General features: G+C 65.0%; 22 protein-coding genes. 17 read left to right on the forward strand and 5 right to left on the reverse strand.

Annotation, left to right across the window (positions count from 1 at the left end):
- Nucleotides 1-30 precede the first annotated feature (30 nt).
- From QOL82_RS00620 to thiD, 3 genes are read right to left on the reverse strand one after another with little or no spacing between them, the layout of a single operon-like run.
- A complete protein-coding gene (locus QOL82_RS00620) occupies nucleotides 31-669 on the reverse strand; it encodes a DUF4136 domain-containing protein (RefSeq protein WP_283440285.1) in 639 nt (212 codons plus the stop codon).
- A gap of 42 nt (nucleotides 670-711) precedes the next feature.
- Nucleotides 712-1,995 carry a glutamate-1-semialdehyde 2,1-aminomutase gene (hemL, locus tag QOL82_RS00625; protein ID WP_283440286.1) on the reverse strand — a complete coding sequence of 428 codons (1,284 nt, stop codon included), beginning with the start codon at nucleotides 1,993-1,995 and terminating at the stop codon, nucleotides 712-714.
- Nucleotides 1,996-2,032: 37 nt separating this feature from the next.
- Nucleotides 2,033-2,857 carry a bifunctional hydroxymethylpyrimidine kinase/phosphomethylpyrimidine kinase gene (gene thiD, locus QOL82_RS00630; RefSeq protein WP_283440287.1) on the reverse strand — a complete coding sequence of 275 codons (825 nt, stop codon included), beginning with the start codon at nucleotides 2,855-2,857 and terminating at the stop codon, nucleotides 2,033-2,035.
- A 98-nt stretch (nucleotides 2,858-2,955) separates the two neighbouring features.
- On the opposite strand from thiD, the gene QOL82_RS00635 reads away from it, so the two are divergent.
- The 6 genes from QOL82_RS00635 to QOL82_RS00660 all read left to right on the forward strand — a co-directional run bounded on the left by QOL82_RS00635 (nucleotide 2,956) and on the right by QOL82_RS00660 (nucleotide 13,288).
- Nucleotides 2,956-3,108, forward strand: a complete 153-nt coding sequence (locus tag QOL82_RS00635) for a rubredoxin (protein ID WP_283440790.1) — start codon at nucleotides 2,956-2,958, stop codon at nucleotides 3,106-3,108.
- Nucleotides 3,109-3,276: 168 nt separating this feature from the next.
- Complete coding sequence (locus QOL82_RS00640) at nucleotides 3,277-3,678, forward strand: response regulator (protein WP_283440288.1); 402 nt, start codon at nucleotides 3,277-3,279, stop codon at nucleotides 3,676-3,678.
- Between the two features lie 33 nt (nucleotides 3,679-3,711).
- Complete coding sequence (locus QOL82_RS00645; protein WP_283440289.1) at nucleotides 3,712-4,077, forward strand: response regulator transcription factor; 366 nt, start codon at nucleotides 3,712-3,714, stop codon at nucleotides 4,075-4,077.
- A gap of 3 nt (nucleotides 4,078-4,080) precedes the next feature.
- Entirely contained in the window at nucleotides 4,081-4,674 is a 594-nt protein-coding gene (locus tag QOL82_RS00650) for a chemotaxis protein CheW (protein WP_283440290.1), read from the forward strand.
- A 52-nt stretch (nucleotides 4,675-4,726) separates the two neighbouring features.
- Nucleotides 4,727-6,997, forward strand: a complete 2,271-nt coding sequence (locus QOL82_RS00655; protein WP_283440291.1) for a methyl-accepting chemotaxis protein — start codon at nucleotides 4,727-4,729, stop codon at nucleotides 6,995-6,997.
- 117 nt (nucleotides 6,998-7,114) lie between these two features.
- A complete protein-coding gene (locus tag QOL82_RS00660; protein WP_283440292.1) occupies nucleotides 7,115-13,288 on the forward strand; it encodes a hybrid sensor histidine kinase/response regulator in 6,174 nt (2,057 codons plus the stop codon).
- 93 nt (nucleotides 13,289-13,381) lie between these two features.
- On the opposite strand, the gene QOL82_RS00665 is transcribed toward QOL82_RS00660, so the two are convergent.
- The gene (locus tag QOL82_RS00665; protein ID WP_283440293.1) at nucleotides 13,382-14,881 is read right to left on the reverse strand and encodes a cryptochrome/photolyase family protein; all 1,500 of its coding nucleotides are present in this window, start codon (nucleotides 14,879-14,881) and stop codon (nucleotides 13,382-13,384) included.
- Nucleotides 14,882-14,990: 109 nt separating this feature from the next.
- On the opposite strand from QOL82_RS00665, the gene QOL82_RS00670 reads away from it, so the two are divergent.
- From QOL82_RS00670 to QOL82_RS00700, 7 genes are all read left to right on the forward strand, one after another.
- On the forward strand, nucleotides 14,991-15,635 hold the full coding sequence (locus tag QOL82_RS00670; RefSeq protein ID WP_283440294.1) for a YqgE/AlgH family protein: 645 nt from the start codon (nucleotides 14,991-14,993) through the stop codon (nucleotides 15,633-15,635).
- A gap of 21 nt (nucleotides 15,636-15,656) precedes the next feature.
- Nucleotides 15,657-16,046: a Holliday junction resolvase RuvX gene (ruvX, locus tag QOL82_RS00675; RefSeq protein WP_283440295.1), complete on the forward strand. Its 390-nt coding sequence runs from the start codon at nucleotides 15,657-15,659 to the stop codon at nucleotides 16,044-16,046.
- On the forward strand, nucleotides 16,033-16,539 hold the full coding sequence (gene pyrR, locus QOL82_RS00680; RefSeq protein WP_283440296.1) for a bifunctional pyr operon transcriptional regulator/uracil phosphoribosyltransferase PyrR: 507 nt from the start codon (nucleotides 16,033-16,035) through the stop codon (nucleotides 16,537-16,539). The genes ruvX and pyrR overlap by 14 nt, the downstream gene beginning before the upstream one ends.
- A complete protein-coding gene (locus tag QOL82_RS00685) occupies nucleotides 16,532-17,491 on the forward strand; it encodes an aspartate carbamoyltransferase catalytic subunit (RefSeq protein WP_283440297.1) in 960 nt (319 codons plus the stop codon). Before pyrR ends, QOL82_RS00685 begins: the two co-directional genes overlap by 8 nt.
- Before the next feature lie 11 nt (nucleotides 17,492-17,502).
- Entirely contained in the window at nucleotides 17,503-17,787 is a 285-nt protein-coding gene (locus QOL82_RS00690) for a GIY-YIG nuclease family protein (RefSeq protein ID WP_283440791.1), read from the forward strand.
- 274 nt (nucleotides 17,788-18,061) lie between these two features.
- A complete protein-coding gene (locus QOL82_RS00695; protein ID WP_283440298.1) occupies nucleotides 18,062-19,345 on the forward strand; it encodes a dihydroorotase in 1,284 nt (427 codons plus the stop codon).
- 25 nt (nucleotides 19,346-19,370) lie between these two features.
- Nucleotides 19,371-20,105 (forward strand): lysophospholipid acyltransferase family protein, encoded by a 735-nt coding sequence (locus tag QOL82_RS00700; protein WP_283440299.1) that lies wholly within the window; start codon nucleotides 19,371-19,373, stop codon nucleotides 20,103-20,105.
- Here the strand turns inward: QOL82_RS00700 and QOL82_RS00705 are convergent.
- Entirely contained in the window at nucleotides 20,102-20,920 is an 819-nt protein-coding gene (locus QOL82_RS00705; RefSeq protein WP_283440300.1) for a symmetrical bis(5'-nucleosyl)-tetraphosphatase, read from the reverse strand. The genes QOL82_RS00700 and QOL82_RS00705 overlap by 4 nt on opposite strands.
- 199 nt (nucleotides 20,921-21,119) lie before the next feature.
- On the opposite strand from QOL82_RS00705, the gene rfbB reads away from it, so the two are divergent.
- Genes rfbB through rfbD form a run of 4 tightly spaced genes read left to right on the forward strand, consistent with a single transcriptional unit; the run spans nucleotide 21,120 to nucleotide 24,521 of the window.
- Nucleotides 21,120-22,202, forward strand: a complete 1,083-nt coding sequence (gene rfbB / locus QOL82_RS00710; protein ID WP_283440301.1) for a dTDP-glucose 4,6-dehydratase — start codon at nucleotides 21,120-21,122, stop codon at nucleotides 22,200-22,202.
- A complete protein-coding gene (rfbA, locus tag QOL82_RS00715) occupies nucleotides 22,199-23,098 on the forward strand; it encodes a glucose-1-phosphate thymidylyltransferase RfbA (RefSeq protein WP_283440302.1) in 900 nt (299 codons plus the stop codon). Before rfbB ends, rfbA begins: the two co-directional genes overlap by 4 nt.
- Before the next feature lie 8 nt (nucleotides 23,099-23,106).
- Complete coding sequence (gene rfbC / locus QOL82_RS00720) at nucleotides 23,107-23,658, forward strand: dTDP-4-dehydrorhamnose 3,5-epimerase (protein ID WP_283440792.1); 552 nt, start codon at nucleotides 23,107-23,109, stop codon at nucleotides 23,656-23,658.
- A complete protein-coding gene (rfbD, locus tag QOL82_RS00725) occupies nucleotides 23,655-24,521 on the forward strand; it encodes a dTDP-4-dehydrorhamnose reductase (RefSeq protein WP_283440303.1) in 867 nt (288 codons plus the stop codon). The genes rfbC and rfbD overlap by 4 nt, the downstream gene beginning before the upstream one ends.
- Nucleotides 24,522-25,069: the final 548 nt, after the last annotated feature.

A 25,069-nucleotide genomic window follows, 5' to 3' on the forward strand; every position in this document is an offset into this window, starting at 1 on the left:
AGGTGAAGGCGGACAGCCGGCGTCGAATGCCTACCGCGCCGGCTCCAGCTTCAATTCCAGCACCCGCGGCACGCCGCTGGGTCCGGGGAAGTCGGCGAAGGCGCTGCGCACCATCGCCGGCATCACCGCGGCCAGCGACGGGTTCTGGCCCTGGCTGTTGACGATCACCTGAACCAGGTTCTTGCGGTCGGCGGCGCGGGCGATGCTGATTTCCAGCCTGCGGCTGTAGCTGACGAAGCGCCGCTCCACCGGCTGCACCAGCGGCGGCCCGAACCAGAACGGATCGGCATACGGGCCGTAGAAACCATAGGGATAACGATAGCGCCCGAAGCCCGGCCCGTACCATGGGTCCACCACGACCGGCTCGATCACGCGCATGTCCCGCGCGTCGACCTGGTAGCGCATGGCGACCTGCAGCCTGGCGCCCGCCGTCTCGGCGAAGCCCAGCCGCTGCAGCTCGCCGCGCACCAGGTTTTCATAGCTGCGGTATTCGAGGTCGTTGTCCTGCCGGGCGTCGCGGCTGAACGCATAGGTCTTGTCGCCGAAGTCGATGGCCGCGTCATGGAAGGCCGTCACCTCGCTGCGCACGATGGTGCCGGCGCAGCCCGACAGCAGCAGCGCGAACAGCAGGGCCAGCCACAGCGGCAGGCGGGAACGGTTGGACATCATGACTTGCTCCTTGCAGGGTAGCCGCGGGCGGCGCGGCGGTCTTCAGCGCAGCGTGGCAAAGGCCTGGCGCGCAGCGTCTATCGTCGCATCGATGACCGCGTCGTCATGCTGCGCCGACACGAAGCCGGCTTCGAACGCGGAAGGCGCCAGGTAGACGCCGGCGTCGAGCATTGCGTGGAAGAAGGCATTGAACGCCGCCTTGTCGCACTTCATCATTTCGGCGTAGTTGCGCGGCACGTCCGCCGTGAAATACAGTCCGAACATGCCGCCGACCGAGTTCGCGCAGAACGGCACGCCGGCTTCGCGGGCCGCGTCGCCGATGCCGGCGGCCATCCGCGCGGTCTGGGCCGACAGCGCCTCGTAGAAGCCGGGCGCCTGGACCAGCTTCAGCGTGGTCATGCCGGCGGCCACGGCCACCGGGTTGCCCGACAGCGTGCCGGCCTGGTAGACGCCGCCCAGCGGCGCCAGGTGCTTCATCACCGCCGCGCTGGCGCCGAATGCGGCCACCGGCAGGCCGCCGCCGATCACCTTGCCCAGCACCGTCATGTCGGGCGCGATGCCGTACAGCGACTGCGCGCCGCCGAGCGCCACGCGAAAGCCCGACATCACCTCGTCGAACGCCAGCAGCGCGCCGTATTTCGTGCACAGGTCGCGCATCGTCTGCAGGAACTCGGGCGTCGCCGGCAGCAGGTTCATGTTGCCGGCGACCGGCTCCACGATCACGCAGGCGACCCGGTCGCCGACCCGGGCGAACGTTTCTTCCAGCTGCTGCGCATCGTTATAGTCGAGCACCATGGTGTGCCGCGCGAAGTCTTCCGGCACGCCGGCGGAGGTCGGATTGCCGAAGGTCAGCATGCCGCTGCCTGCCTTGACCAGCAGAGAGTCGGCATGGCCGTGGTAGCAGCCTTCGAACTTGATCACCAGGTCGCGCCCGGTCACGCCGCGCGCCAGCCGCAGCGCGCTCATCGCAGCCTCGGTGCCCGACGACACCAGCCGCACCTGCTCCATCGACGGCACCAGCCGGCACAGTTCCTCGGCCATCAGCACTTCGCCCTCGGTGGGCGCGCCGAAGGACAGGCCGCGTTCGGCCGCTTCCTGCACCGCCTTCACCACCGCCGGATGCGCGTGGCCGACGATGGCCGGGCCCCAGGAGCCGATATAGTCGATGTAGCGCCGGTCGTCGGCGTCCCAGAAATAGGGGCCGGCGGCGCGGCTGATGAAGCGCGGCGTGCCGCCGACCGAGCGGAAGGCGCGGACCGGGGAATTGACGCCGCCAGGCGTGCTGCGCTGCGCGCGTTCAAACAGGATGTCGTTATTCGATGTCATTGCAAGGCTCTTTATAGGATGGTGCGGCAGGCAGGGGTCAGGCCAGGTCGTCCGGTTCGCGCGCCCAGAACAGGCGGTCCGGGATCAGCTTGCCCATGCCCATGCGGCCGGCATGCGCCAGCGCCGCGACGATGAATTCCTGCGCTTCGAGCACGGCTTCCGGCACGTCCAGGCCGTTCGCCAGCATCGCCGCGATGGTGGCGGAGAGCGTGCTGCCGGCGCCGCTGAAGGCGCCGGGCTGGCGCGCCCAGCTGTCGTGCCGGACCCGGCCGGACTCGTTGTACAGGCTGTTGGCGACATTGTGCACATCGTCCGGGGTGCCGGTGACGAATACGTACTCGCAGCCGAGATCGATCAAGTGCATGACGTCCTCGGTCAGCGTGTCGCGGTTGCTCGGCTCGCGCCAGGTCTCGGCCAGCCGCGCCAGCTCGACCGTGGACAGCAGCAGCAGCGTCGTCTGCGGCACCAGCAGCTCGCGCAGCGCGACGAGCAGGTCGTCGCCGTCGGCGCCGAGGTCGGGCATGCGGCTGGAGAACGGGTCGAGCACCAGCGGGATGTCGGGGTAGTCGGACACGATCTCGGCAATCACCGACACGTTCTCGATGCCGCCCAGGTAGCCGACCTTGAATGCCGTCACCGCCATGTCCTCGAGGATGACCCGGGCCTGGTCGGACACCCAGTCGGCGTCGATGGTCTGCGCATCCTCGACCCGGGCCGTGTCGCCCACCGCGATCGACGTGATCACCGACAGGCCGTGGCAGCCCATCGCGGCAAACGAAGCCAGATCTGCCTGGATGCCGGTCGCGCCGACCGGATCGGCGACATTGAAGCTCATCACGAGCGGAGAAGTTTGGTTTTGCACAGGGACTAGATTAAGATATCCGACTTTGCATTTTACTTGAAGGGCAGTACACCGTGAGCAATAACACAACAGCCGCCGCGACCGATTACAAGACCTGGATGTGCCTGATCTGCGGCTGGATCTACGACGAGGCCGAAGGTCTGCCGGAAGAGGGCATCGCCGCCGGCACCCGCTGGGCCGACGTGCCGATGAACTGGACCTGCCCGGAATGCGGCGCCCGCAAGGAAGACTTCGAGATGGTCACGATTTAACAATTCAAAAAATCGTTCGCCGCATATTTGTTCGATCACCAATAGAAACCAGCGATTCATTCGCATAAAAACCACGCCACCACCTGAGTCGTCGACGCCGCCAATTTAACGATCTTGCTTTTAGTCATGAATGCACCTTATATTAAGGTGGTTCAACAGGATGACGCGATGACAATTTCGACAGACAACGGCGCCCTGAAAATCATGGTGATCGATGACAGCAGCACCATCAGGCGGTCGGCGGAGATTTTTATGGGGCAGGCAGGCTACCAGGTCGTTCTGGCCGACGACGGCTTCGACGCGCTTGCCAAGATGAACGACCACCACCCGGCGCTGATCTTCTGCGACATCCTTATGCCGCGGCTGGACGGTTACCAGACCTGCGCGCTGATCCGCAAGAGCGCGCGCTTCCATTCGACACCCGTAGTGATGCTGTCCTCCAAGGACGGCCTGTTCGACCGCGCGCGCGGCGCGATGGTCGGCTCCAACGCCTATCTCACCAAGCCCTTTACAAAAGACAGCCTGCTGCGCACCGTGCGTGAATACACGGCCGCCGCGGTCTCCCGGTAATGCCCCACCCGACCCCTCTCCAAGGTTGATGCAATGGCCATACAAAAAATCCTGGTCGTCGACGATTCGCCGACCGAGCGCTACTTCCTGTCCGATATCCTGATCAAGAACGGCTTTTCGGTGTCGACCGCCGAAAGCGGCGAGGAAGCGCTGCTGAAAGTGAAGGCCGACCGGCCGCAGCTGATCCTGATGGACGTGGTGATGCCGGGGCAAAACGGCTTCCAGGTCACCCGCTCGATCAGCCGCAACCCTGACACGCAGGACGTGCCCATCATCATCTGCACCAGCAAGGGCCAGGAAACCGACCGCATCTGGGGACTGCGCCAGGGTGCGCGCGACTACATCGTCAAGCCGGTCGACCCCCAGGAACTGCTGGCAAAAATCGCGGCGCTGGGTTAATCCATGGACAGCGCCAATTCCTCCCGGGAAGCATCGGCAGCACTGTCCCATACGCCACAGATTTCGCCCGACCGGGCAGCGCGCCGGGCCCGGATGCGCGACTTCCAGACCCACCTGGTCGATCGCATGCATGCGGCCCGCAGCGGCGCCGACGCCCATGTCAACGGCCTCGCCGTCGTCATCGGCGGCAGCCGCTACCTGCTGGACCTGAAGCAGGCAGGGGAGATCACCACCGTCGGCGCCATCACCGGCGTGCCGCTGACCGCCGACTGGTTCCTCGGCCTGTCCAACCTGCGCGGCAACCTGATCAGCATCATCGACCTCGCCCGTTTCCAGGGCGGTGAATCCACCGTCATCGAGAAGGACAGCCGGGTGGTCGCCTTCGCGCCGGCGCTGGGGTTCAACTGCGGCCTGCTGGTGTCGCGCGTGCTGGGCCTGCGCAACGTCGCCGAGATGACGTTAAAGAATCCGGCGGCGGCTGCCGATAACCCTCCATGGCTGGCACGGCATTACGTCGACCAGGAGGCGCAGGACTGGACCGAACTTGATCTTTCCCTGATCACGCAGGATTCCCGATTTTTGCATGTAGGTTCATGACCGCCAGGCGGTCGCGCCTGGATTACCCGTTACCGGCATCAGGAGACATTGCATGGCGTTCAATCTGGCTTTCCTCAACAAGCTGAAGAAACCGCGTATCCACGACGGACACGCGGCGATGGCCGCGGCTGGCGCGCATGGCGGAGCGTCCGCGCTGTCGCCGGCGCTCGCCGGCGCCGCGCAGGCCGAGACGCCCGCGGCGGTGGCGAAGTCGCGGCTCGGCGGCCTGAAGCGCTCCGACATGCTGATGCTGAGCCGCTTCCCGGTCCAGCACCAGATGCGGCTGCTGCTCGGCGTGCTGGGCGGCTCGCTGCTGCTCGGCTCGGGTGCGGTGTGGCTCAACGCCAATGTCTCCGGCATGAATTCGCTGCAGACGCAGATCGCCGGCGACACGCTGATGCACTCGCAGCGTATCGGCAAGGCGGCGCCGAACGCGATCCAGGGCAACCCGGCCGCATTCGAACAGCTGGCCGACAGCCGGCGCGCGCTCAACACCGACCTCGACGTGCTGACCAGCGGCGGCGAGTTCCAGGGCCGCAGCATCAGTCCCGCGGGCGGCGACATCAGCGCCATCCTCTCGGAGTCCCGCAAGGCCTGGGCCAGTTCGGACAAGGCCGCCGGCACGGTGCTGAAGCTGCAGAAGGAATTGTCCGGTTTCGGCGCCACGCTGCAGAAGCTCAATGCGCTGTCGCCGACGCTGCTGGAACTGACCGAGCAGATCTCGACGCTGAAAGCGCAGGGCGGCGCCAGCCCGCGTGAAATCGCCGCGGCCGGCCAGCTGGTCATGCTGACCCAGCGACTGGGCCGCAGCGCCAACGAATTCCTGACCTCGGAAGGCGTCAACCCGGAAACCGCTTTCCTGCTGGGCAAGGACACCAACACCTTCCGAGACATCACCGACGGCTTCCTGAGCGGCAGCGAGATCATGCGCCTGTCGGCCACCCGCGACCCGGACACGCGCGAGAAGCTGATCGAACTGCAGAAGACCTTCGGCGAATACCAGAAATCGGTGTCCAGCATCCTCGGCAACCTGCAGAACTTCATCGCGGCCAAGCAGGCCGAGCAGCTGATCTTCACCGAAAACGAAGCGCTCAAGGAACGCCTTGCGACGCTCCAGCGCGCCTACCGCGCCCATGAGGACGCCGTCGGCTGGACCTTCTGGCCGATGCTGGTGTTCGCGCTGGCGGCGCTGCTGTCGGCCGCGGCCATCGCCCGCGTGCTGCTGCAGGACAGCCGCAGCCGCGCGCTCGAATCGGAATCGCGGCGCGAGGCGGCCGACGCCCAGCGTCTCGAAGCGCAGCGCCAGGAAGAACAGGCCAAGGCCGCCAACGACCAGAACCAGGCGGCGATTCTGCGGCTGATGAACGAACTGCAGGAAGTGGCGGACGGCGACCTGACCGTGCAGGCCACCGTGTCCGAAGACATCACCGGCGCCATTGCCGACTCGCTCAACTACACGGTGGAAGAACTGCGCGGCCTGGTCGGACGCGTGACCAAGACCGCCGAGCAGGTGACCTCCGCGTCCAACGCGGCGCAGAACATCTCCACCGAACTGCTGGAAGCGTCGCAGAAGCAGTCGCGGGAAATCCAGGAGACCGGCCAGGCGGTGCTGCAGATGGCCAGCCAGATTACCGACGTGTCCCGCTCGGCCAGCGAATCGGCCGAAGTGGCGCGGCAGTCGGTGACGGCGGCCGAGCAGGGTTCGCAGGCAGTGGAAAACGCGATCAAGGGCATGACCGAGATTCGCGAGCAGATCCAGGAAACGTCCAAGCGCATCAAGCGGCTGGGCGAATCCTCGCAGGAGATCGGCGAGATCACCGAGCTGATTTCCGACATTACCGAGCAGACCAACGTGCTGGCGCTGAACGCGGCGATCCAGGCGGCGTCGGCGGGCGAGGCGGGCCGCGGCTTCTCGGTCGTGGCCGAGGAAGTGCAGCGGCTGGCGGAACGCTCGGCCGAAGCGACCAAGCAGATCGGCGCGCTGGTGCGCACCATTCAAACCGATACGCACGATGCCGTCGCCGCAATGGAGAAATCGACGCAGGGCGTGGTCGAAGGCGCCCGGCTGTCGGACGCGGCAGGCGCCGCGCTGCTCGACATCCGCCGGGTTTCGAACCAGCTGGCCGAGCTGATCCAGGAAATCTCCACCGCGACCGGCCACCAGGCGCGCTCGGCCAGCGGCGTCGCGGGCAACATCCAGAACATTTTGACGGTGACCGAGCAGACGCAGCAGGGCACGCAACAGACCGCGCAGTCGATTCACGCGCTGTCCCGGCTCGCGGAAGAACTGAAGAGTTCCGTGTCCCGCTTCCGCGTCGCCTGACGCCCCCCGATGCCGTCCGCATCCCGCAATGCACCGTATTGGTACCGGCGCCTTCCCGCAAGGCCAGCGCGCCGCAACGCGCCGGGACCGCGCACAACCTGACACCTTGAGGCACGCATGAGCAGCTATCCTGCCAACCCCGCCGCCGCGGACCAGTTCGACACCGGGCCGTTGTCCTGGGTCATGGAAGAGATCCGCGCCGTGCTTGCGCGTACCAGCGCACTGGCGCAGTCCTCGGCCGTGCTCGACGCCGAAGCCGCCGCGGCGGCCTTCAAGCAGGCTGCCACGGTGCTGCACCAGGCGCATGGCGTGCTGCAGGTGGTCGACATCGCCGGCGTGCCGCTGCTGACCGAGGCAATCGAAGACCTGCTCACGCGCGCTTCCGGCGACGCCGCGGCGCCGGAAGCGGGCTGGCTGGACGCCGTCGCCGCCGCCTGCGTCGCGCTGACCGAATACCTGGATGAATTGCTGGCCGGCGCTGCGCCGCAGCCGCTGAAGCTGTATCCGTATTACCGCGACCTGCAGCAGGCCCGCGGCATCAGCCGCATCCATCCGACCGACCTGTATTTCCCCGACCTGTCGATACAGCCGAGGCTGGGCGGCGCGACCGCGCAGGCCAGCGCGGTCGAGGCATCGCACCTGCGGCAGCGCTTCGAAAAGGCCTTGCTGCCCTTGCTGAAAAGCGCCGACCCGCAGGCGGAAAAAGCCAGCGCCGCCGGACTCGCCGACGTGCTGGCCGATTTTGTCCGCCGCACGCCGGGACAGGCCGGGCGCGCCTACTGGTGGGTGCTGCACGGTTTTGCCGCCGGCGTGGCAGGCGGTGAAATCGCGTCGGCGGTGTATGTGAAGCAGCTGTTTGGCCGCATCAACATGCAGATGCGCAAGCTCGACGAACCGGCGTCCGACGTCAGCGAGCGCCTGATGCGCGATGCGCTGTACTTCATCGCCGCGGCGCCGGCCCCGTCGCCGCGGCTGCTGCAGATACGCCAGGTCTACAGCCTGGCGTCCGTGGACGAGGCCGCGCTGGACAGCCGGCGCTACGGCCGCACCGACCGCGCACTGAACGCCAGCGCGCTGGAAGGCCTGCAGTCGGCCAAGGCCGCCTGGGAGCGGCTCGCCACCGGCGAAATGCAGGCTGTGGCCGACTTCAGGCGCGACCTGGGCGCGCTCGCCCGGCCAGTCGCCAACCTCGGTTCGGTGCCGCTCGAGCAGCTGCTGGCGCAACTCGCGCAGATCGCCGCCGGCGACATGCCTGCCGCGCCCGGCCAGGCACTGGCGCTCGATGTCGCGACCGGCCTGTTATTCCTGGAAAGCGTACTGGACGGCGGCGTCCGTCCGGATGCGGACACGGATCGCACCGCCAACGCCATGACCGTACGCCTTGGCGCGCTGGCCAGCGGCGACCTGCATGCCGCGCCGGTACAGTGGTCCGGCAGTCCCGCCGAGGACGTCGGCCAGCGCGAGACCGTCGCCGTGCTCGCCGGCGAGATGCGCAGCAATCTCGCGCAGGTCGAAAAGATGCTGGACGAGTTCTTCAGCAACTCGGCAAAACGAACGGTGCTCGCGCCGGTCGACGGCATCCTGCACCAGATTGAAGGCGCGCTTGCGATCCTCGACCAGCAGCAGGCGGTGCTGGCGGTGCGCAATGTGCGCGCTGAAGTGGCTGGATTCGCTGCGCCGGACTTCGAGGGCGAACCTGGCCGCCCCGAATTCCAGCATGTCGCGCGCAACCTCGGCGCGCTGAGTTTTTTCATGGAAAGCATGCAGGCTGACAGCGAAGCCGCGATGACCCGATTCGTCTTCGATCCGGCCAGCAAGCTGTTTGTCAGCACCGCGCCGCGTCGCGGCCAGGCAAGGATGGTGGACGTACCGGCCATCTCCGCCGCGCCGGTTGCGGAGATGGCCGCGGAGCCGGTCCAGGCCCTTGCGCGGCAGCCTGACGGCATCGCCATGCCGGCAGCGGAGACTGCGGCAGACGCTGGGGCTGGGGCTGCGGAAGCTGTCGAAGCCACGGGAGCTGTCGAAGCCACCAAAGCTGTCGAAGCCACCGAAGCTGTCGAAGCCACCGAAGCTGCCGAAGCTGCCGAAGCCGCCGAAGCCGCCGAAGCCGCCGAAGCCGTCGAGATCGTTGCCGCGGCTGCGCCGGCAGCCTATGACGAAGAACGCGCGCTGGCCCTGGCCGACCTGCCTGAAAGCATCGACTACGCGGCGGCTCCGCCGTCGCCGGTGCAGCCATCCGACCTGGTGCTGGCGATGGACGACGAGACAGTCGACGCCGAACTGCTGGAAATTTTCCTTGGCGAAGCGGTCGAGGTGTTGGAAACCGTCAGCGACAACCTGCCGCCGCTGCGGATGGCGCCAGCCGAGCAAAGCTACCTGACCACACTGCGCCGCGCCTTCCATACGCTGAAGGGCAGCGGGCGCATGGTCGGCCTCGGCGCATTCGGCGAGGCCGCATGGGCTGTGGAAAAAACCCTGAACCTTGCGCTCGCCGGCAATGAGCCGGTATCCGACGACCTGTGCAGCCTGATCGACCGGGCGCACGCCGAATTGGGCGCCTGGGTCCAGGACCTGCAGCAAACCGGAAAATCCAGCCGCACGCCGGACGCGCTGGTGCGGGCATGCGAACAGTTTGCCAACGGCGGCGGCTTGCCGGATGCGGACATGGAAGTCTCGGCAGGGTCGGCCGTCGGTGCGAGTGCAGCGGCTGCAGCAACCGCAGAAGAAGCAGCAACAGCGGAGGAAGCAGCATCCGCAGCGGCAGCAGCATCCGCAGAGAAAGCAGCAGAAGTTGAGGCAGCAGCAACCGCAATCGCACAGGAAACAGCTGCGGAGGCAGCAGTAGCCAAAGACGAGGCGGCACTTGCGGAGGCAGCAGTAGCCGGAGAGGAAGCAGCAATCGCAGAGGAGGCAAAACCTGCAGAGACAGCTGAGCCTGCACACAAAGTGGCAGCAGCCGGGGATGCAGCGGCGATTGCAGGGACAGCGGGAATCGTCGAGGCAGCCGCAGCCGAAGAGATCGCAGACAAGGAGATAGCAGACGCAGTAGAAAGTGCAGGGGTCGCAGCCGCTGCAGCAAGCACGGAAACATCCACAACCGGAAACGAGCAGCCCGGTCCGGCCCCGGCTGACGCCGGCGCGACCAGCCTCCCGCCGGATACCGCCAATGAAGCCATTGCGGTAGCCGAAGCCGAAGACACTCCCGCGCTGCCAGGCGACGAGGCAAGCGAGGCTGCCAACGCAGCCGAGGCGGCGGACGCCTTCCTCCTGTCCGATACCGCAGGCGCTTCCCCGGTGCCCGAGGAAGTGCCTGCGATGCTTGCGCAGGTGTTCAGCTTCCCCGACGTGCATCCGCCCGAGAGCCGGGTGGACGACAGCATCAAGCGCATCGGCACGCTCGAGATCAGCGTCCCCCTGCACAACATCTATCTCGCCGAGACCGACGACCTGGTGCGCCTGCTGGCGCAGGACCTGGCCGAATGGCGGCATGAGGCCGCCCGCAGCGTCAATACCATCGCCGTGCATGCAGCGCATTCGCTGGCCGGCAGTTCGGCAACCGTCGGCTTCGTCCCGTTGCAGGAAGTCGCCTATGCGCTTGAGCGGGTGCTGCAGACGCTGGCGCGCAAGCCGGTCATGCTGAGTCCCGCCGACTATGATGCGCTGGACTGCGCGGTCGACCGCTTGAAGGCCATGCTGCAAACCTTCGCGCTGGGCGAGATGCCCGAAGCGGCGCCGGACCAGGTCGCTATCCTGGTGCAGATGCGCGAGGAGATTGCCAGGCGCGCCGCCAGCAGCCAGCCGGAAGTGCAGTCCGCGGTGCCGGCATTCATCCCCGACGAAACCGAGGGCATCGACGGCAGCGAAGCAGAACGCGCCGCCGCGGTTGCAAGGACATCGCCGGCGGACGTGCCGGGCGCGAAGACGCGGCCACTCGCCGGCTTCGCAGTGGACGCTGCCGTCCCGGCCGAACGCGCGACCGCGGCGGACGAGACCGATGTGGATGCCGATGCGGCCGAACCGGCCAGCCAGGCCGGGCGCATGCCGCGCGATGAACTCGACGCCGACCTGCTGCCGGTTTTCCTGGAAGAAGCCAGCGACCTGCTGCCGCAGATCCAGATCCAGCTGCGGACCTGGCAGGCCGAGCCGGCAGCCGCCGAGCCCGTGGAAAACCTGCGCAGGCTGCTGCATACCATCAAGGGCAGCGCGCGGATGGCGGGCGCAATGCGGCTCGGCCAGCAGATGCACGACATGGAAAGCCGGATCGAGCAGATTGTCATCGTCGGCCAGCCGTCGGGCGCCGCATTCGACGACCTGTTCGGCCGGTTCGACATCGGCCTGTACCTGTACGACCAGCTGCAGCATCCCGACGCCGCCCGGCTGGCGCCGAATGTCGTCAGCGGCAGCGTGGCCAGCGCGGTGGCGCCGGCCACGGCGGCCGCAAGAAACCCGGCCGCGGCCAACACGCCGCTGGTGCGGGTGCGCGCCGACGTCATCGACCGCCTGGTCAACCAGGCCGGCGAGGTGTCGATCTCCCGTTCGCGGGTGGAGAATGGCGTGTCCGGGCTGCAGCAGTCGCTGTCCGAGCTGACCGAGAACGTGACCCGGCTGCGGTCGCAGTTGCGCGAGCTGGAAATCCAGGCCGAAACCCAGATCAGTTCGCAGATGGCGCAGTCGGCCGAGCGCGGCTTCGACCCGCTCGAGTTCGACCGCTTCACCCGGCTGCAGGAACTGAGCCGCATGATCGCCGAGACCGTCGCCGACGTCGCCACGGTGCAGCAGAACATGACCCGCGGCGTCGAGCAGGCGGGCGCCGACCTGCAGCTGCAGTCGCGGCTCACGCGCGAGCTGCAGCAGGACCTGATGCGGGTGCGCATGGTGCAGTTCGGCAGCATCGCCGAACGGCTGTACCGCGTCACGCGCCAGGCGGCGAAGGAAGTCGACAAGCGGGTCAGCCTCGACATCCGCGGCGGCGGCGTCGAAATCGACCGCGGCGTGCTGGAGAAAATGGCCGCGCCGTTCGAGCATCTGCTGCGCAATGCGATCGTGCACGGCATCGAAAGCCGCGGCCAGCGGCTGGCGGCGGGCAAGAAGGAAACCGGCGAGCTGACCGTCGAGATACGGCAGGAAGGCAACGAGGTCGTGATCCAGTTTTCCGACGACGGCGCGGGCCTGGACCTCGAACGCATCCGCCAGCGGGCCGAGGCAAGCGGCCTGGTGCGGGACGGCGCTGCGCTGTCCGATGCCGAACTGCGCGAACTGATCTTCCATCCGGGCTTTTCCACCGCGCAGGAAGTGACCGAACTGGCCGGCCGCGGCATCGGCATGGACATCGTCCGGTCCGAGGCGAGCGGCCTTGGCGGGCGCGTCGGCATCGACAGCCAGCGCGGCCGCGGCACGACCTTCATGGTCAGGCTGCCGCTGACGCTGGCGGTGACCCAGGTGGTGGTGCTGACCACCGGCGGCAACACCTACGCGGTGCCGTCGGTCCTGGTCGAGCAGGTGCAGCAGCTGAAGGCGGCGCCGCTGGCCGACGCCTATGCGCAGGGCTCGGTGGCGTGGCGCGGCGAGCAGGTGCCGCTGTACTTCCTGTCGGAACTGCTGGGCGACAGCAGCGTTGCGCCGGTCACGCAGCAGTATTCGCCGCTGCTGATCTTGAAGAGCGGCGACATGCGGGTGGCGGTGCATGTGGACGAAGTAGTCGGCAACCGGGAAGTCGTCGTCAAGAACATCGGCCCGCAGCTTGCCCAGATGCCGGGCGTGGCCGGCGCGACCGTGCTGGGCTCGGGCGATATCGTGCTGATCCTCGACCCGGTGCCGCTGGCGCAGCGCCTGGCCGACGCCGAACGGGCGGCGCCGCGCGAGGAGCAGGCTCTGCAGCCGCTGCAGGCGCCGCGCGCCCAGCCTATCGTCATGGTCGTCGACGATTCGCTGACGGTGCGGCGCGTCACCCAGCGTTTCCTGACCCGCGAGGGCTACCAGGTGATGCTGGCCAAGGATGGCGTCGATGCGCTGGAGCAGTTGCAGACGGTGACGCCGCACCTGATGCTGGTCGACATCGAGATGCCGCGGATGGACGGTTTCGACCTGACCCGCAATGTGCGCGACGATATCCGGACCCGGCACATTCCCATCATCATGATCACGTCCCGCACCGCCACCAAGCATCGCAACTATGCAATGGAGCTGGGCGTGAACGAGTACCTGGGCAAGCCTTACCGGGAAACCGACCTGCTCGGGTTCGTGGCGGCCTACACCGGGAAGCCGGAGGCGGCGGCCGCGGCGGGAGGATAGGCGGGCGGGACGCCATGTCCCCGGCCCGGCGCATCCCGCGGGCCGGCGGCGTTCCCGCCGCCACCTTGTTACGTTGCGCGCATTGCCGCGCTGCTAGGCAATCGCCTTCTTCACCACCGCATAGCGCTGCAGCGTCTGTTCCCGCGCTTCCTCGTGCCGCACCAGCGGCTGCGGGTAATCCGTGCCCAGTTCAACGCCGGCTTGCCGCAGCGTTTCCGGCGCGAGTTTCCATGGCGCGTGGATGTCGCGCCCGGACAGCCTGCCCAGCTGCGGCAGCCAGCTGCGGATGAACACGCCGTCCGCATCGAATTTTTCCGACTGCGTGACCGGATTGAAGATCCTGAACCACGGCTGCGCATCGCAGCCCGATGACGCGGCCCACTGCCAGCCGCCGTTGTTGGCCGACAGGTCGTAGTCGTTGAGCCGGTCGGCGAAGTAGCGTTCTCCCCGGCGGTAGTCGATGCCCAGGTCCTTGATCAGGAAGCAGGAGGTGACCATGCGCAGCCGGTTGTGCATGAAGCCGGTTTCATTGAGCTGGCGCATCGCCGCGTCGACCAGCGGATAGCCGGTTTTGCCATCGCACCAGGCCTGGAACATTTCGTCCGCTTCCGGCCCGGACGCCCAGGAAATGCGGTCGTAGTCGGGCTTGAATGCCTGCTGCGCGACGTGCGGGAAATGATGCAGGATGCTGAAATAAAAATCGCGCCAGATCAACTCGGACAGCCAGACCGCCGCGCCGGCGCCGCCCGCGCCATTATGCCGCTCCATCAGCGCCCGCCGCGCCAGCGAGCGCACCGACACCGTGCCGAAGCGCAAGTGCACCGACAGGTGCGAGGTGCCGCGCCGGGCCGGGTAATTGCGGGCGGTTTCATAGTCGGCAATGCAGTCCATGAACGCGTCGATCAATTCCTGGCCGCCGCTCATGCCGGGGCCGATGTCCAGCCGCGACAGGTCCGCGGGCAGGAAGCCGAGATCGGCCAGCGTCGGCAGGCCGTTCGCTGGCACCGGCGCCGGCGCCAGGCGCCCGTAGTCGGGCGTCGACAGGTAGCGGTTGAGCAGGGGATTGGCGGCAAACGGGTCGTCCGCCGCGCCCATCAGGGTCTTGAGCCAGGCATTCTTGTACGGCGTAAAGACCGAATACGGCTTGCCGGTCTTGGTCAGCACTTCCGACTTTTCAAAGATCACCTGGTCCTTGCAGGAAATCATCCGGCGGCCGTCCGCTTTCAGCGCGGCGGACACCGCGGCGTCGCGGGCCACCGCCGCCGGTTCGTAATCCTCGTTGACGAACACGGCGGCCACGCCCAGTTCCGCCGCCAGCCGCGGTATTTCGCTTTCCGCGTGCGCATGCCGGACGATCATGCCGCCGCCGTGGCTGCGCAGTTCGGCGTCGAGCTCGGCCAGGCTCTGGTGGATGAAGGCGACCCGGCGGTCCGCGGTGGCCCCGTGCCGCTGCAGCGGATCGAGGATGGCGCGGTCGAAGATGAACACGCAATGGACACGGCGCGACAGCGTGAGCGCCTCATGCAGCGCTGCCTGGTCGAAACTGCGCAGGTCGCGCCGGAACCATACCAGCGCTTGGTCGAAAAGGGTCATGGGAGGAAAATAGTAGCGGAAGAGGCGGCCGGAAAGGCAGGGCCGCGGGAGCTGGCATGATGCCAGAAGCGGCATCCGGGCGGGACAAAACTGCTAGAATGCGCGAACTATGGCCAAGCGTAGCGACACACCTGACCCTTCATCCAGACCGCGCAGCGCGTCGGGTCCCGATTCTGCTTCGTCGGTGGAGCCGGGGCTGCATCTTGCCAACCATTTCCTGATTGCCATGCCGTCGATGCTGGACCCGATTTTCGGCGGCGCCGTCGTCTACATGTGCGAACACAATGAAGACGGCGCGCTCGGCGTCATCATCAACAAGCCGACCGACATGATGATGCCGACGCTGTTCGAGCGCATCGACCTGTCGCTCGACATCGACCCGAGCCGCATGGCCGACCAGCCGGTGATGTTCGGCGGCCCGGTCCAGGTCGAGCGCGGCTTCGTGCTGCATGCGCCGTTCGGCGAATTTTCATCGATGATGAAAGTGACCGACGACATCATCCTCACCACCTCCAAGGACGTGCTCGAAACCGTCGCCGCCACCGGCGGGCCGGCCCACCTGCTGGTGACGCTGGGCTGCGCCGGCTGGAGCGCCGGCCAGCTGGAGGAAGAAATCACCCGCAACGGCTGGCTGACGGTGCCGGCCGACCCGGCCATCATGTTCGACCTGCCGGTCGAAGAACGCTTTGTTGCCGCCCTGAAGCTGCTGGGCATCGACCCGATGATGCTCACTGGCGAGGCCGGGCATGCGTGAATTGCAGCGGCCGGCGGCAGCGTGAAGACGGTGCTCGGTTTCGATTTCGGACTCAAGCGCATCGGAGTGGCAGTCGGCAATACCGGCCTGCGGCAGGCGCAGCCGCTGCTGATCATCGATGCGCCGACCAACGACGGCAAATTCGCCGCCCTCGGCAAGCTGGTCGCCGAATGGCAGCCCGCCGTCTGCGTGGTCGGCCTGCCCAGCCACCCGGACGGCGCCGAGCATGAAATGACGGTGCGCTGCCGCCGTTTCGCCAACCAGCTGCATGGCCGGTTCGGCGTCGACACCGTGCTGGTCGACGAACGCTACTCGTCCGCGGTGCTGCAGCAGCGGCGTGGCGAACGGGTGGACGACCAGTCCGCCGCCATCATCCTGCAACAATACTTTGAAGAATATGCCCCATCCTGAACTCGACGCCGAAGCGCTGTACGCCGCGCTTGCCCGGCAAGTGAAAGACGCGCTCGCCAGCGCGGACAACGTGGCGCTGGTCGGCATCTATTCCGGCGGCGCCTGGCTGGCCGACCGGCTGGCCGCCGAATTGCCGGTGGAAGGCCGCCTCGGCTACATCGACGTCTCGTTCTACCGCGACGACTATGCCGAGAAAGGCCTACCGGCCGAGGTCAAGCCCAGCCACATCCCGTTCGATGTCGACGGCGCGACCATCCTGCTGGTCGACGACGTGCTCTACACCGGCCGCACCACGCGCGCCGCGATCAACGAACTGTTCGACTATGGCCGGCCGGCGCGCATCATGCTGGCCGCGCTGGTGGACCGGGGCGAAAGGGAACTGCCGATCGCCGCCGACTTCGTCGCCCACACGCTTGCGCTCCAGCCCGGCGAGCGCCTCGTACTGCAACGCGCCGACGACGGCAAACTTTCCTTTACCGTAGACCATGCATAATCCGCAACTCAACAAGAATGGCGAACTGACGCACCTGCTGACGATCGAAGGGCTGCCGCGGGCGGTGGTGACCCAGATCCTGGACACCGCGTCATCGTTCGTCGGCATCAGCGACCGCGAAGTGAAGAAGGTGCCGCTGATGCGGGGCAAGAGCGTCTTCAACCTGTTCTTCGAGAACTCGACCCGCACCCGCACCACGTTCGAAATCGCGTCCAAGCGGCTGTCGGCCGACGTGATCAACCTGAACATCTCGGCTTCCAGCGCCAGCAAGGGCGAGTCGCTGCTCGACACCATCGACAACCTGGCGGCCATGCATGCCGACATGTTCGTGGTGCGCCATGCGCAGTCCGGCGCGCCCTACCTGATCGCCAAGCACCTGACCGACACCGGCCGCTCGCATGTCCACGTGGTCAATGCCGGCGACGGCCGCCATGCGCACCCGACCCAGGGCCTGCTGGACATGTACACGATTCGGCACTACAAGAAAGATTTTTCGAACCTGACGGTGGCCATCGTCGGCGACATCCTGCACAGCCGTGTCGCCCGTTCGGACATCCACGCGCTGACCACGCTGGGCGTGCCCGAAGTGCGCGCGATCGGCCCGCGCACGCTGCTGCCAAGCGGCCTGGAACAGCTGGGGGTGCGGGTCTTCACCGACATGCGGGAAGGGCTGAAGGATGTCGACGTGATCATCATGCTGCGCCTGCAGAACGAGCGCATGAGCGGCGCGCTGCTGCCGTCGGCGCAGGAATACTTCAAGAGCTACGGCCTGACCACCGAACGGCTGGCGCTGGCCAAGCCGGACGCGATCGTCATGCACCCGGGTCCGATGAACCGCGGCGTGGAAATCGAATCGGCGGTCGCGGACGGCGCGCAGGCGGTGATTCTGCCGCAGGTGACCTTCGGCATCGCGGTGCGGATGGCGGTGATGAGCATCATCGCGGGGAATTGACCTTGTTCCACGTGTACCTGCTTTCCTGTGCGGATGGCAGCTATTACGTGGGGCATACGGATAGCCTGGAAATGCGGGTGGGGCAGCATCGGGCCGGGGTGTGCGAGGGGTACACGCGGTCGCGGCTACCGGTGGAACTGCTGAAGGCGGAAGGGTTCGAGACGCGGCTGGAAGCGCTCTCGGCGGAAATGCAGTTGAAAGGCTGGTCGCGGGCGAAGAAGGAGGCTTGGGTGAGGGGGGATTTTGCGTTGTTGAAGGTGTTGGCGAAGAAAAACTTTTCGAGGACAGGCAAGTGATTTGGGGGCCGGGTGCCTTCCTTCGATACGGCCTGCGGCCTACTCAGGACGAACGGAGGTGGGGGTTGGCAAACCCAAAGGCGACGGTCGTTTGCGCGTTTGACTGCCCTGCATTGCTGTTCGTAGGAAGTACACCTTTACAACCACCCGTTCGTCCTGAGTAGGCCGCAGGCCGTATCGAAGGAGGCCCCGCAGCACCGTAACATCCGCAACGCATGTCAGTATATTGAACAGAAAAACGCCAGGAATACCTGGCGCCAGCATCAAGGTGAACATGAAACTGCATATCAAGAACGGCCGCCTGATCGACCCGGCCAACAAGATCGACGCGCAACACGACCTCTACCTCGCCGACGGCAAGGTCGCCGCCGTTGGCGCCGCGCCCGCCGATTTCCAGCCCGACCAGACCATCGACGCCAGCGGCCTGATCGTCGTCCCCGGCCTGGTCGACCTTTCCGCCCGGCTGCGCGAACCCGGCTATGAATACAAGGCCACGCTCGAGTCCGAGTTGCAGGCGGCAATACAGGGCGGCGTCACCAGCCTGGTGTGCCCACCGGACACCGACCCGGTCCTGGATGAACCCGGCCTGGTCGAAATGCTTCGCCACCGCGCCCGCACGATGAACCAAGCCCATGTCTACCCGCTGGGCGCGCTGACCGTCGGCCTCAAGGGCACGGCGCTGACCGAGATGGCCGAGCTGACCGATGCCGGCTGCGTCGGTTTTTCGCAGGCCGAGGAGCCGATCCTCGACACCACCGTGCTGATGCGCGCCATGCAATATGCGCAAACCTTCGGCTACACGGTCTGGCTGCGCGCGCAGGATGCGCATGTCGGCCGCAGCGGCATCGCGCACAGCGGGCCGATCGCGTCGCGGCTGGGCTTGTCCGGCGTGCCGGTCATGGCCGAGACCATTGCGCTGTACACGATATTCGAACTGATGCGTGCCACCGGCGCCCGCGTCCACCTGTGCCGCATCTCGTCGGCTGCCGGCGTCGCGCTGGTCAGGGCGGCGCGCCAGGAAGGGCTGCGGCTGAGCTGCGACGTCGGCGCCCACCATGTCCACATGACCGACGCCGACATCGGCTACTTCGACGCCAACGCGCGCCTGACGCCGCCGCTGCGCTCGCAGCGCGACCGCGACGGCCTGCGCCAGGGCCTGATGGACGGCACCATCGACGCGATCTGCTCCGACCACACCCCGGTCGACGACGACGAGAAACTGCTGCCCTTCGGCGAAGCCTCCCCCGGCGCCACCGGGCTGGAACTGCTGCTGTCGCTGGCGCTGAAATGGGCCGACGAAGCAGGGAAGGGCGACAGCCTGTCGATGGCGATCGGCAAGATCAGCGCCGACGCCGCCCGGGTCGCCGGCCTGCCCGGCGGCCGGCTGGAGGCGGGCGCCCCGGCGGACATCTGCATCTTCGATCCTGATGCGCGCTGGACCGTCAACGCCGCCTCGCTCGCCAGCCAGGGCAAGCACACGCCTTTCCTCGGCTACGAGTTGCGCGGCCAGGTGCGCCACACCATCGTCGCCGGCCAGGTCGTGTTTCAGCGCCGATGAGCAGGTTCATCGCGAAAGACGCGGCATGACCGGGTTCCACCTGCTGCGCGTGGTGCTGCACCTTTTCCAGGGCCTCGCCACCTGCGCACTGGTGTTCCCGCTGGCCGGCCCCGCCATGCGCGAGCGGCGCATACGGAACTGGTCGCGCAAGCTGCTGGCAATCTGCGGCGTGCGGCTGGTGGTGAAGGGCGCCATATCGGACAGCCCGGCGCTGATCGTCTGCAATCACATCTCCTGGCTGGATATCTTCGCCGTCAACACCTGCCGCCCATGCCGCTTCGTCGCCAAGTCCGACATCCGCGACTGGCCGCTGCTGGGATGGCTATGCGACCGCGCCGGCACCATCTTCATCGCCCGCGGCCGCCAGCGCGACGTGCGCCGCATCTTCCAGGGCCTGGTGCAGAGCATCCATGCCGGCGAGCGCGTGGCCTTCTTCCCGGAGGGAACCACGTCCCTGCAGGGCACCGTGCTGCCATTCCACGCCAACCTGTTCGAGGCGGCGATCGATGCCGACGTGCCGGTGCAGCCGTATGCGCTGCGCTACCTGGACCGCAGCGGCCAGCCGCACCCGGCGGTCGACTACGTGGGCGAGACGACTTTCGTGCAGAGCATGCTGACGATCCTGCGGCACAGGGACATCACGGCGGAACTGCTGGTGCTGCAAGCGATGCCAAGCGCCGGCGCGCATCGGCGCGAGCTGGCGGTGGCGGCGCATGATGCGATTGCGGGGGCGCTGGGGGCGACGAGCGTGCCTGCCTAGCCAGGCTGCTGGTATTGCGGACAGTCGACCTGCACGATTTCCCGGTCGTCCAGCGACACCGCGGTGAGCTGGCCGCCCCAGACGCAGCCGGTATCCAGCGCGATGAAATCCGGCCGCATCACCAGGCCCAGCGTCGACCAGTGTCCGCACACCACCGTTGCGTCCAGCGAGCGACGGCCGGGCACGTCGAACCACGGCATGAAGCCAGCGGGCGCTTCGCCTGCGCCGTCCTTGGTATGAAAATCCATCGTCCCGTCCGATGAGCAGAAACGGATCCGTGTCAGCGCATTGACGATAAAGCGCAGGCGGTCGACGCCCTGCAGCCTATCGTCCCAACGCGCCGGTTCGTTGCCATACATGCCACGCAGGAACGTCAGCCAGTCCGGCCCGCGCAGCGCCGTCTCCACCTCCTGCGCCAGTTCCAGCGCCTGTGCCGCCGTCCATTGCGGCACCAGCCCGGCATGCACCATCAGGTAATCGCCCTCGCGCAAGGCCATTGGACGAAAACGCAGCCAGTCCAGCAGCTCGTCGCGGTCGGGGGCGGACAGAATGTCGTCCAATGTGTCGCCGCGGCCTGGCTTGCGGATGCCGTTGGCGACTGCCAGCAGGTGCAGGTCATGGTTGCCGAGCACCATGTCCGCATCGTCGCCCAGCGCGCGAACTTCGCGTAGCATGGCCAGCGACTGCGGACCGCGGTTGACGGCGTCGCCGACGAAGATAAGGCGGGCGTCGGCGGTGCGGGAGCGGATTTTGGAGATGAGGGCCAGCGCGCGGGAGTGGCAGCCCTGGATGTCGCCGATGGCGTAGGTGGTCATTGGGTAAAGTATGATTTTGTGAGTAATTGCTCTTGGATAAAATTTTGGCAGATCTGGGCCTGCGTGTAGCTCAGTTTGGTAAATAAAGCTGGCTTTTTACAAATTTTTTCTATATTCGCTGGCTCTACGCGGGACGATGGACGCAGTTACCGTAAAATAACCGGCTTGTGGAATTGTTTGGTTACAAAAAGGCAATGTTATGATTTTGGTTACGGGCGGTGCAGGTTTCATCGGGTCCAACTTTGTTCTGGACTGGCTAAGTCAGGAGTCGGAAGGCGTTATCAATCTCGATAAGCTCACCTACGCGGGCAATCTGAGCAATTTGGAAGCTGTTCGTAACGACGAGCGCCATGTGTTCGTGCATGGGGACATTGGTGACCAAGCGCTTGTTGAGAAGCTGCTTGTAGAGCATAAGCCACGAGCCATCGTGCACTTCGCGGCCGAAAGCCATGTTGACCGCTCGATACACGGTCCTGCTGCGTTCATTGAAACTAATGTCAATGGTACCTTTGCATTGCTGGAGGCGGCAAAGAGCTATTGGACAAAGCTGGAAGCACCAGAGCGCACTGAATTTCGTTTCCTGCATGTATCGACCGATGAAGTATACGGGTCGCTAGGCCCATCTGATCCTCCTTTCTCGGAAACCAATGCTTATGAACCGAACAGTCCGTATTCGGCATCCAAAGCGGCATCGGACCATCTGGTAAGGGCGTACCACCATACTTATGGCTTGCCGACGCTGACCACTAATTGCTCGAATAATTATGGTCCCTTTCATTTTCCGGAAAAGCTGATTCCACTAATCATTGCCAATGCGCGTGCGGGCAAGCCATTGCCGATCTATGGCGATGGCCAGCAAATTCGCGACTGGTTATACGTGAAAGATCATTGCGCGGCAATTCGTCGAGTACTTGACTCCGGTCGTCTCGGTGAGACCTACAATATTGGCGGGTGGAACGAAAAGGCTAACCTCGACGTGGTGCACACGCTGTGCGACATACTCGACCAGCTTGCGCCGCGCCAGCAAGGCGGCAGCTATCGCGAACAGATCACCTATGTTGCCGACCGCCCCGGACATGACCGCCGCTATGCGATCGACGCCCGCAAGATTGAACGCGAGCTGCGCTGGAAGCCGGTGGAAACGTTCGAGACCGGCATCGGCAAGACCGTACAGTGGTATCTCGACAATACGCAGTGGGTGCAGAACGTGCAGTCCGGCGACTATATGAAATGGATGGAGCGCAATTACGACCAGCGCGACAGCGAAAGGAAACAGGCATGAGCGCTCAACTGCAATCGGCCCGCAAGGGCATTATCCTCGCCGGCGGCTCCGGCACCCGGCTGTACCCGGTTACGATGTCAGTTTCAAAGCAGCTGCTGCCGGTCTATGACAAGCCGATGATCTACTATCCGCTGGCCACGCTGATGCTAGCTGGCATACGCGAGATCCTGATCATCTCGACGCCGCAGGACACACCGCGCTTCGCCGATCTGCTGTGCGATGGCAGCCAGTGGGGCTTGTCGATAACGTATGCGACGCAGCCGTCGCCGGACGGACTGGCGCAGGCGTTCATAATCGGCCGCGAGTTCGTTGGCGGCGCGCCGTCGGCGCTGATCCTGGGAGACAACATTTATTACGGTCATGACTTCGAGCCGCAATTGCGCGAGGCGACGCTCAAGAACGAAGGCTCGACGGTATTTGCCTATCACGTGACCGATCCGGAACGGTATGGCGTGGTCGAGTTCGACAAGGACCGCCGCGCGATCAGCATCGAAGAAAAGCCGCTGGTGCCGAAGTCCAACTACGCGGTGACGGGCCTTTATTTCTACGATACGAACGTCTGCGACATCGCGGCCGACATCAAGCCATCGCCACGTGGCGAGCTAGAGATTACCGACGTCAACCGGGTCTACCTTGAGCGCAATGCGTTAAACGTTGAACTGCTGGGACGCGGCATGGCTTGGCTCGACACGGGCACGCATGAATCACTGCTGGACGCTTCCCACTTCATCGCGACGATCGAACGACGGCAGGGGTTGAAAGTTTGCTGCCCGGAGGAGATTGCGTTCCGCCGCAACTACATCGACGCTGCGCAACTTGAACGTCTGGCCGAGCCGCTGAAGAAAAATGGCTATGGCAAATACCTTCTGCAGCTACTGAACACCACGGTTTACTGAGCAACCACATTCCTATGCAAATACTAAAGACCGATATACCCGACTTGCTGATTATCCAACCCAAGGTGTTTGGCGACGAGCGCGGGTTTTTCTATGAAAGTTTCAATGAACGCCGCTTTGCCGAACTGACCGGGGGCAGTCCCCGTTTTGTGCAGGATAACCATTCGCGCTCTGGCCGCAACGTGCTGCGCGGCCTGCATTACCAGATCAAACAGCCGCAAGGCAAGCTGGTACGCGTGACCTCGGGCGAAGTGTTCGACGTTGCGGTAGACATGCGGCGCAGCTCGCCGACATTTGGCCGCTGGGTCGGGGTGACTCTGTCGGCCGAGAACAAGCGGCAATTATGGATACCGGAAGGTTTTGCCCACGGTTTCGTCGTCACCAGCGAGTCTGCAGAATTCCTGTACAAGACCACTGACTACTGGGCGCCGGAACATGAACGATCGGTGCGCTGGGACGACCCGGCTATCGGCATTCAATGGCCGCTTGAAGGCACGCCCCAGTTGTCGGCAAAAGACCAGGCCGGCGTGCCGCTGGCCGAAGCGGAGACATTCGCATGAAGATCCTTGTAACGGGCAAGAGCGGCCAGGTCGGCTACGAATTGATGCGCAGCCTGCAGCCGCTGGGTGAAGTCGTAGGCATCGACCAGGACGAGATGGACATGGGCGACTTGGACCAAGTGCGTGATGCGATACGTCGCATCCAGCCTGGCCTGATCGTTAACCCAGCGGCCTACACCGCCGTGGACAAGGCCGAAACCGAGCCGGAGCTGGCAATGCGTGTCAATGCACTGGCCCCAGCCGTGATGGCTGAAGAAGCAGCGAAGCTGGGTGCGGCCATCGTGCATTACTCGACCGATTACGTGTTCGACGGCACGAAGCCGGAACCGTACACCGAAGCCGACACACCTTGTCCACTGAACGTCTATGGCCGGACCAAGCTGGCGGGTGAGCAGGCGATTGCCGCGGCGGGTGTTCCCTATTTGATTTTCAGGACCAGCTGGGTGTATGGCATGCGCGGCAAGAATTTTCTGCTAACGATGATAAAGCTGGCAGCCGAGCGGGAAGAACTGCGCATTGTCGCCGACCAGCATGGCGCGCCGACTTGGTGCCGCACGCTAGCTGATACGACGGCCAGTATTCTTGCCCAGGCGCGTGGCGCCGCTGACCGGGATGCCTGGTGGCGCGAGAATAGCGGCCTGTACCACCTGACCTCGCAGGGAGCGACGACCTGGCATGGTTTCGCGGACGCGTTGCTGGACAAGGCGGAGAAGAAACCGAAACTGGTAGCAATCAGCAGCAGCGAATACCCGGTGCCGGCTGCAAGGCCGACGAATTCGCGGCTGTCTTGTGAATTGATGATTAACAGGTTCGGTCACTTGCCACACTGGCGAGAGGCCCTGCGGCTATGCCAGGAGGCCTAATTCTAACTTTGCTAGGATAAGTATGAACATTCGCACATGCCGTAAGGTGTAAATGCGTAAGCGCCTGGCCCAATGGTGGAAAATAGACGAGGACGCCTTGCCCGCTAAACAAGCAGTGCCGTCCACCGGGAACTATGCAGTAAAGGCATTGCGCGTGCGGGCGATCCTTTGCCTCTTTATGGCAGTAAAAAAACAGTGGTTGCGTTAAAAGAAAATATCAGGACCAGAAAGTATTGGCCGCATAGAAGTGCCAGCAATGACACAATCCTCGCGCGAGGAGGTGCATTACGACTTCCGAATACGGAATCCAGCTTAAAAAATTATCTATTCGTTTTCAAAGCAGTTGGTTCCCGTGTACGAAAAATCAATGATTTATAGCCCTTTATCCACGCTGATACTATTTGAAACAGGATTACTGTAATTATTTTAACGCCGCAGAACAGAATGTATTTGTCTGAATCAATTGGCGAAGAGATTTAGCAGGGTATTGTTTTGCTCTACTCGTAGTCGCGTAAATCAAGTAAATTGGCGTAAGCTTTTACTTTTGT

The organism is Noviherbaspirillum suwonense (assembly GCF_900182955.1).
Taxonomy (GTDB): Bacteria; Pseudomonadota; Gammaproteobacteria; order Burkholderiales; family Burkholderiaceae_D; genus Noviherbaspirillum_A; species Noviherbaspirillum_A suwonense.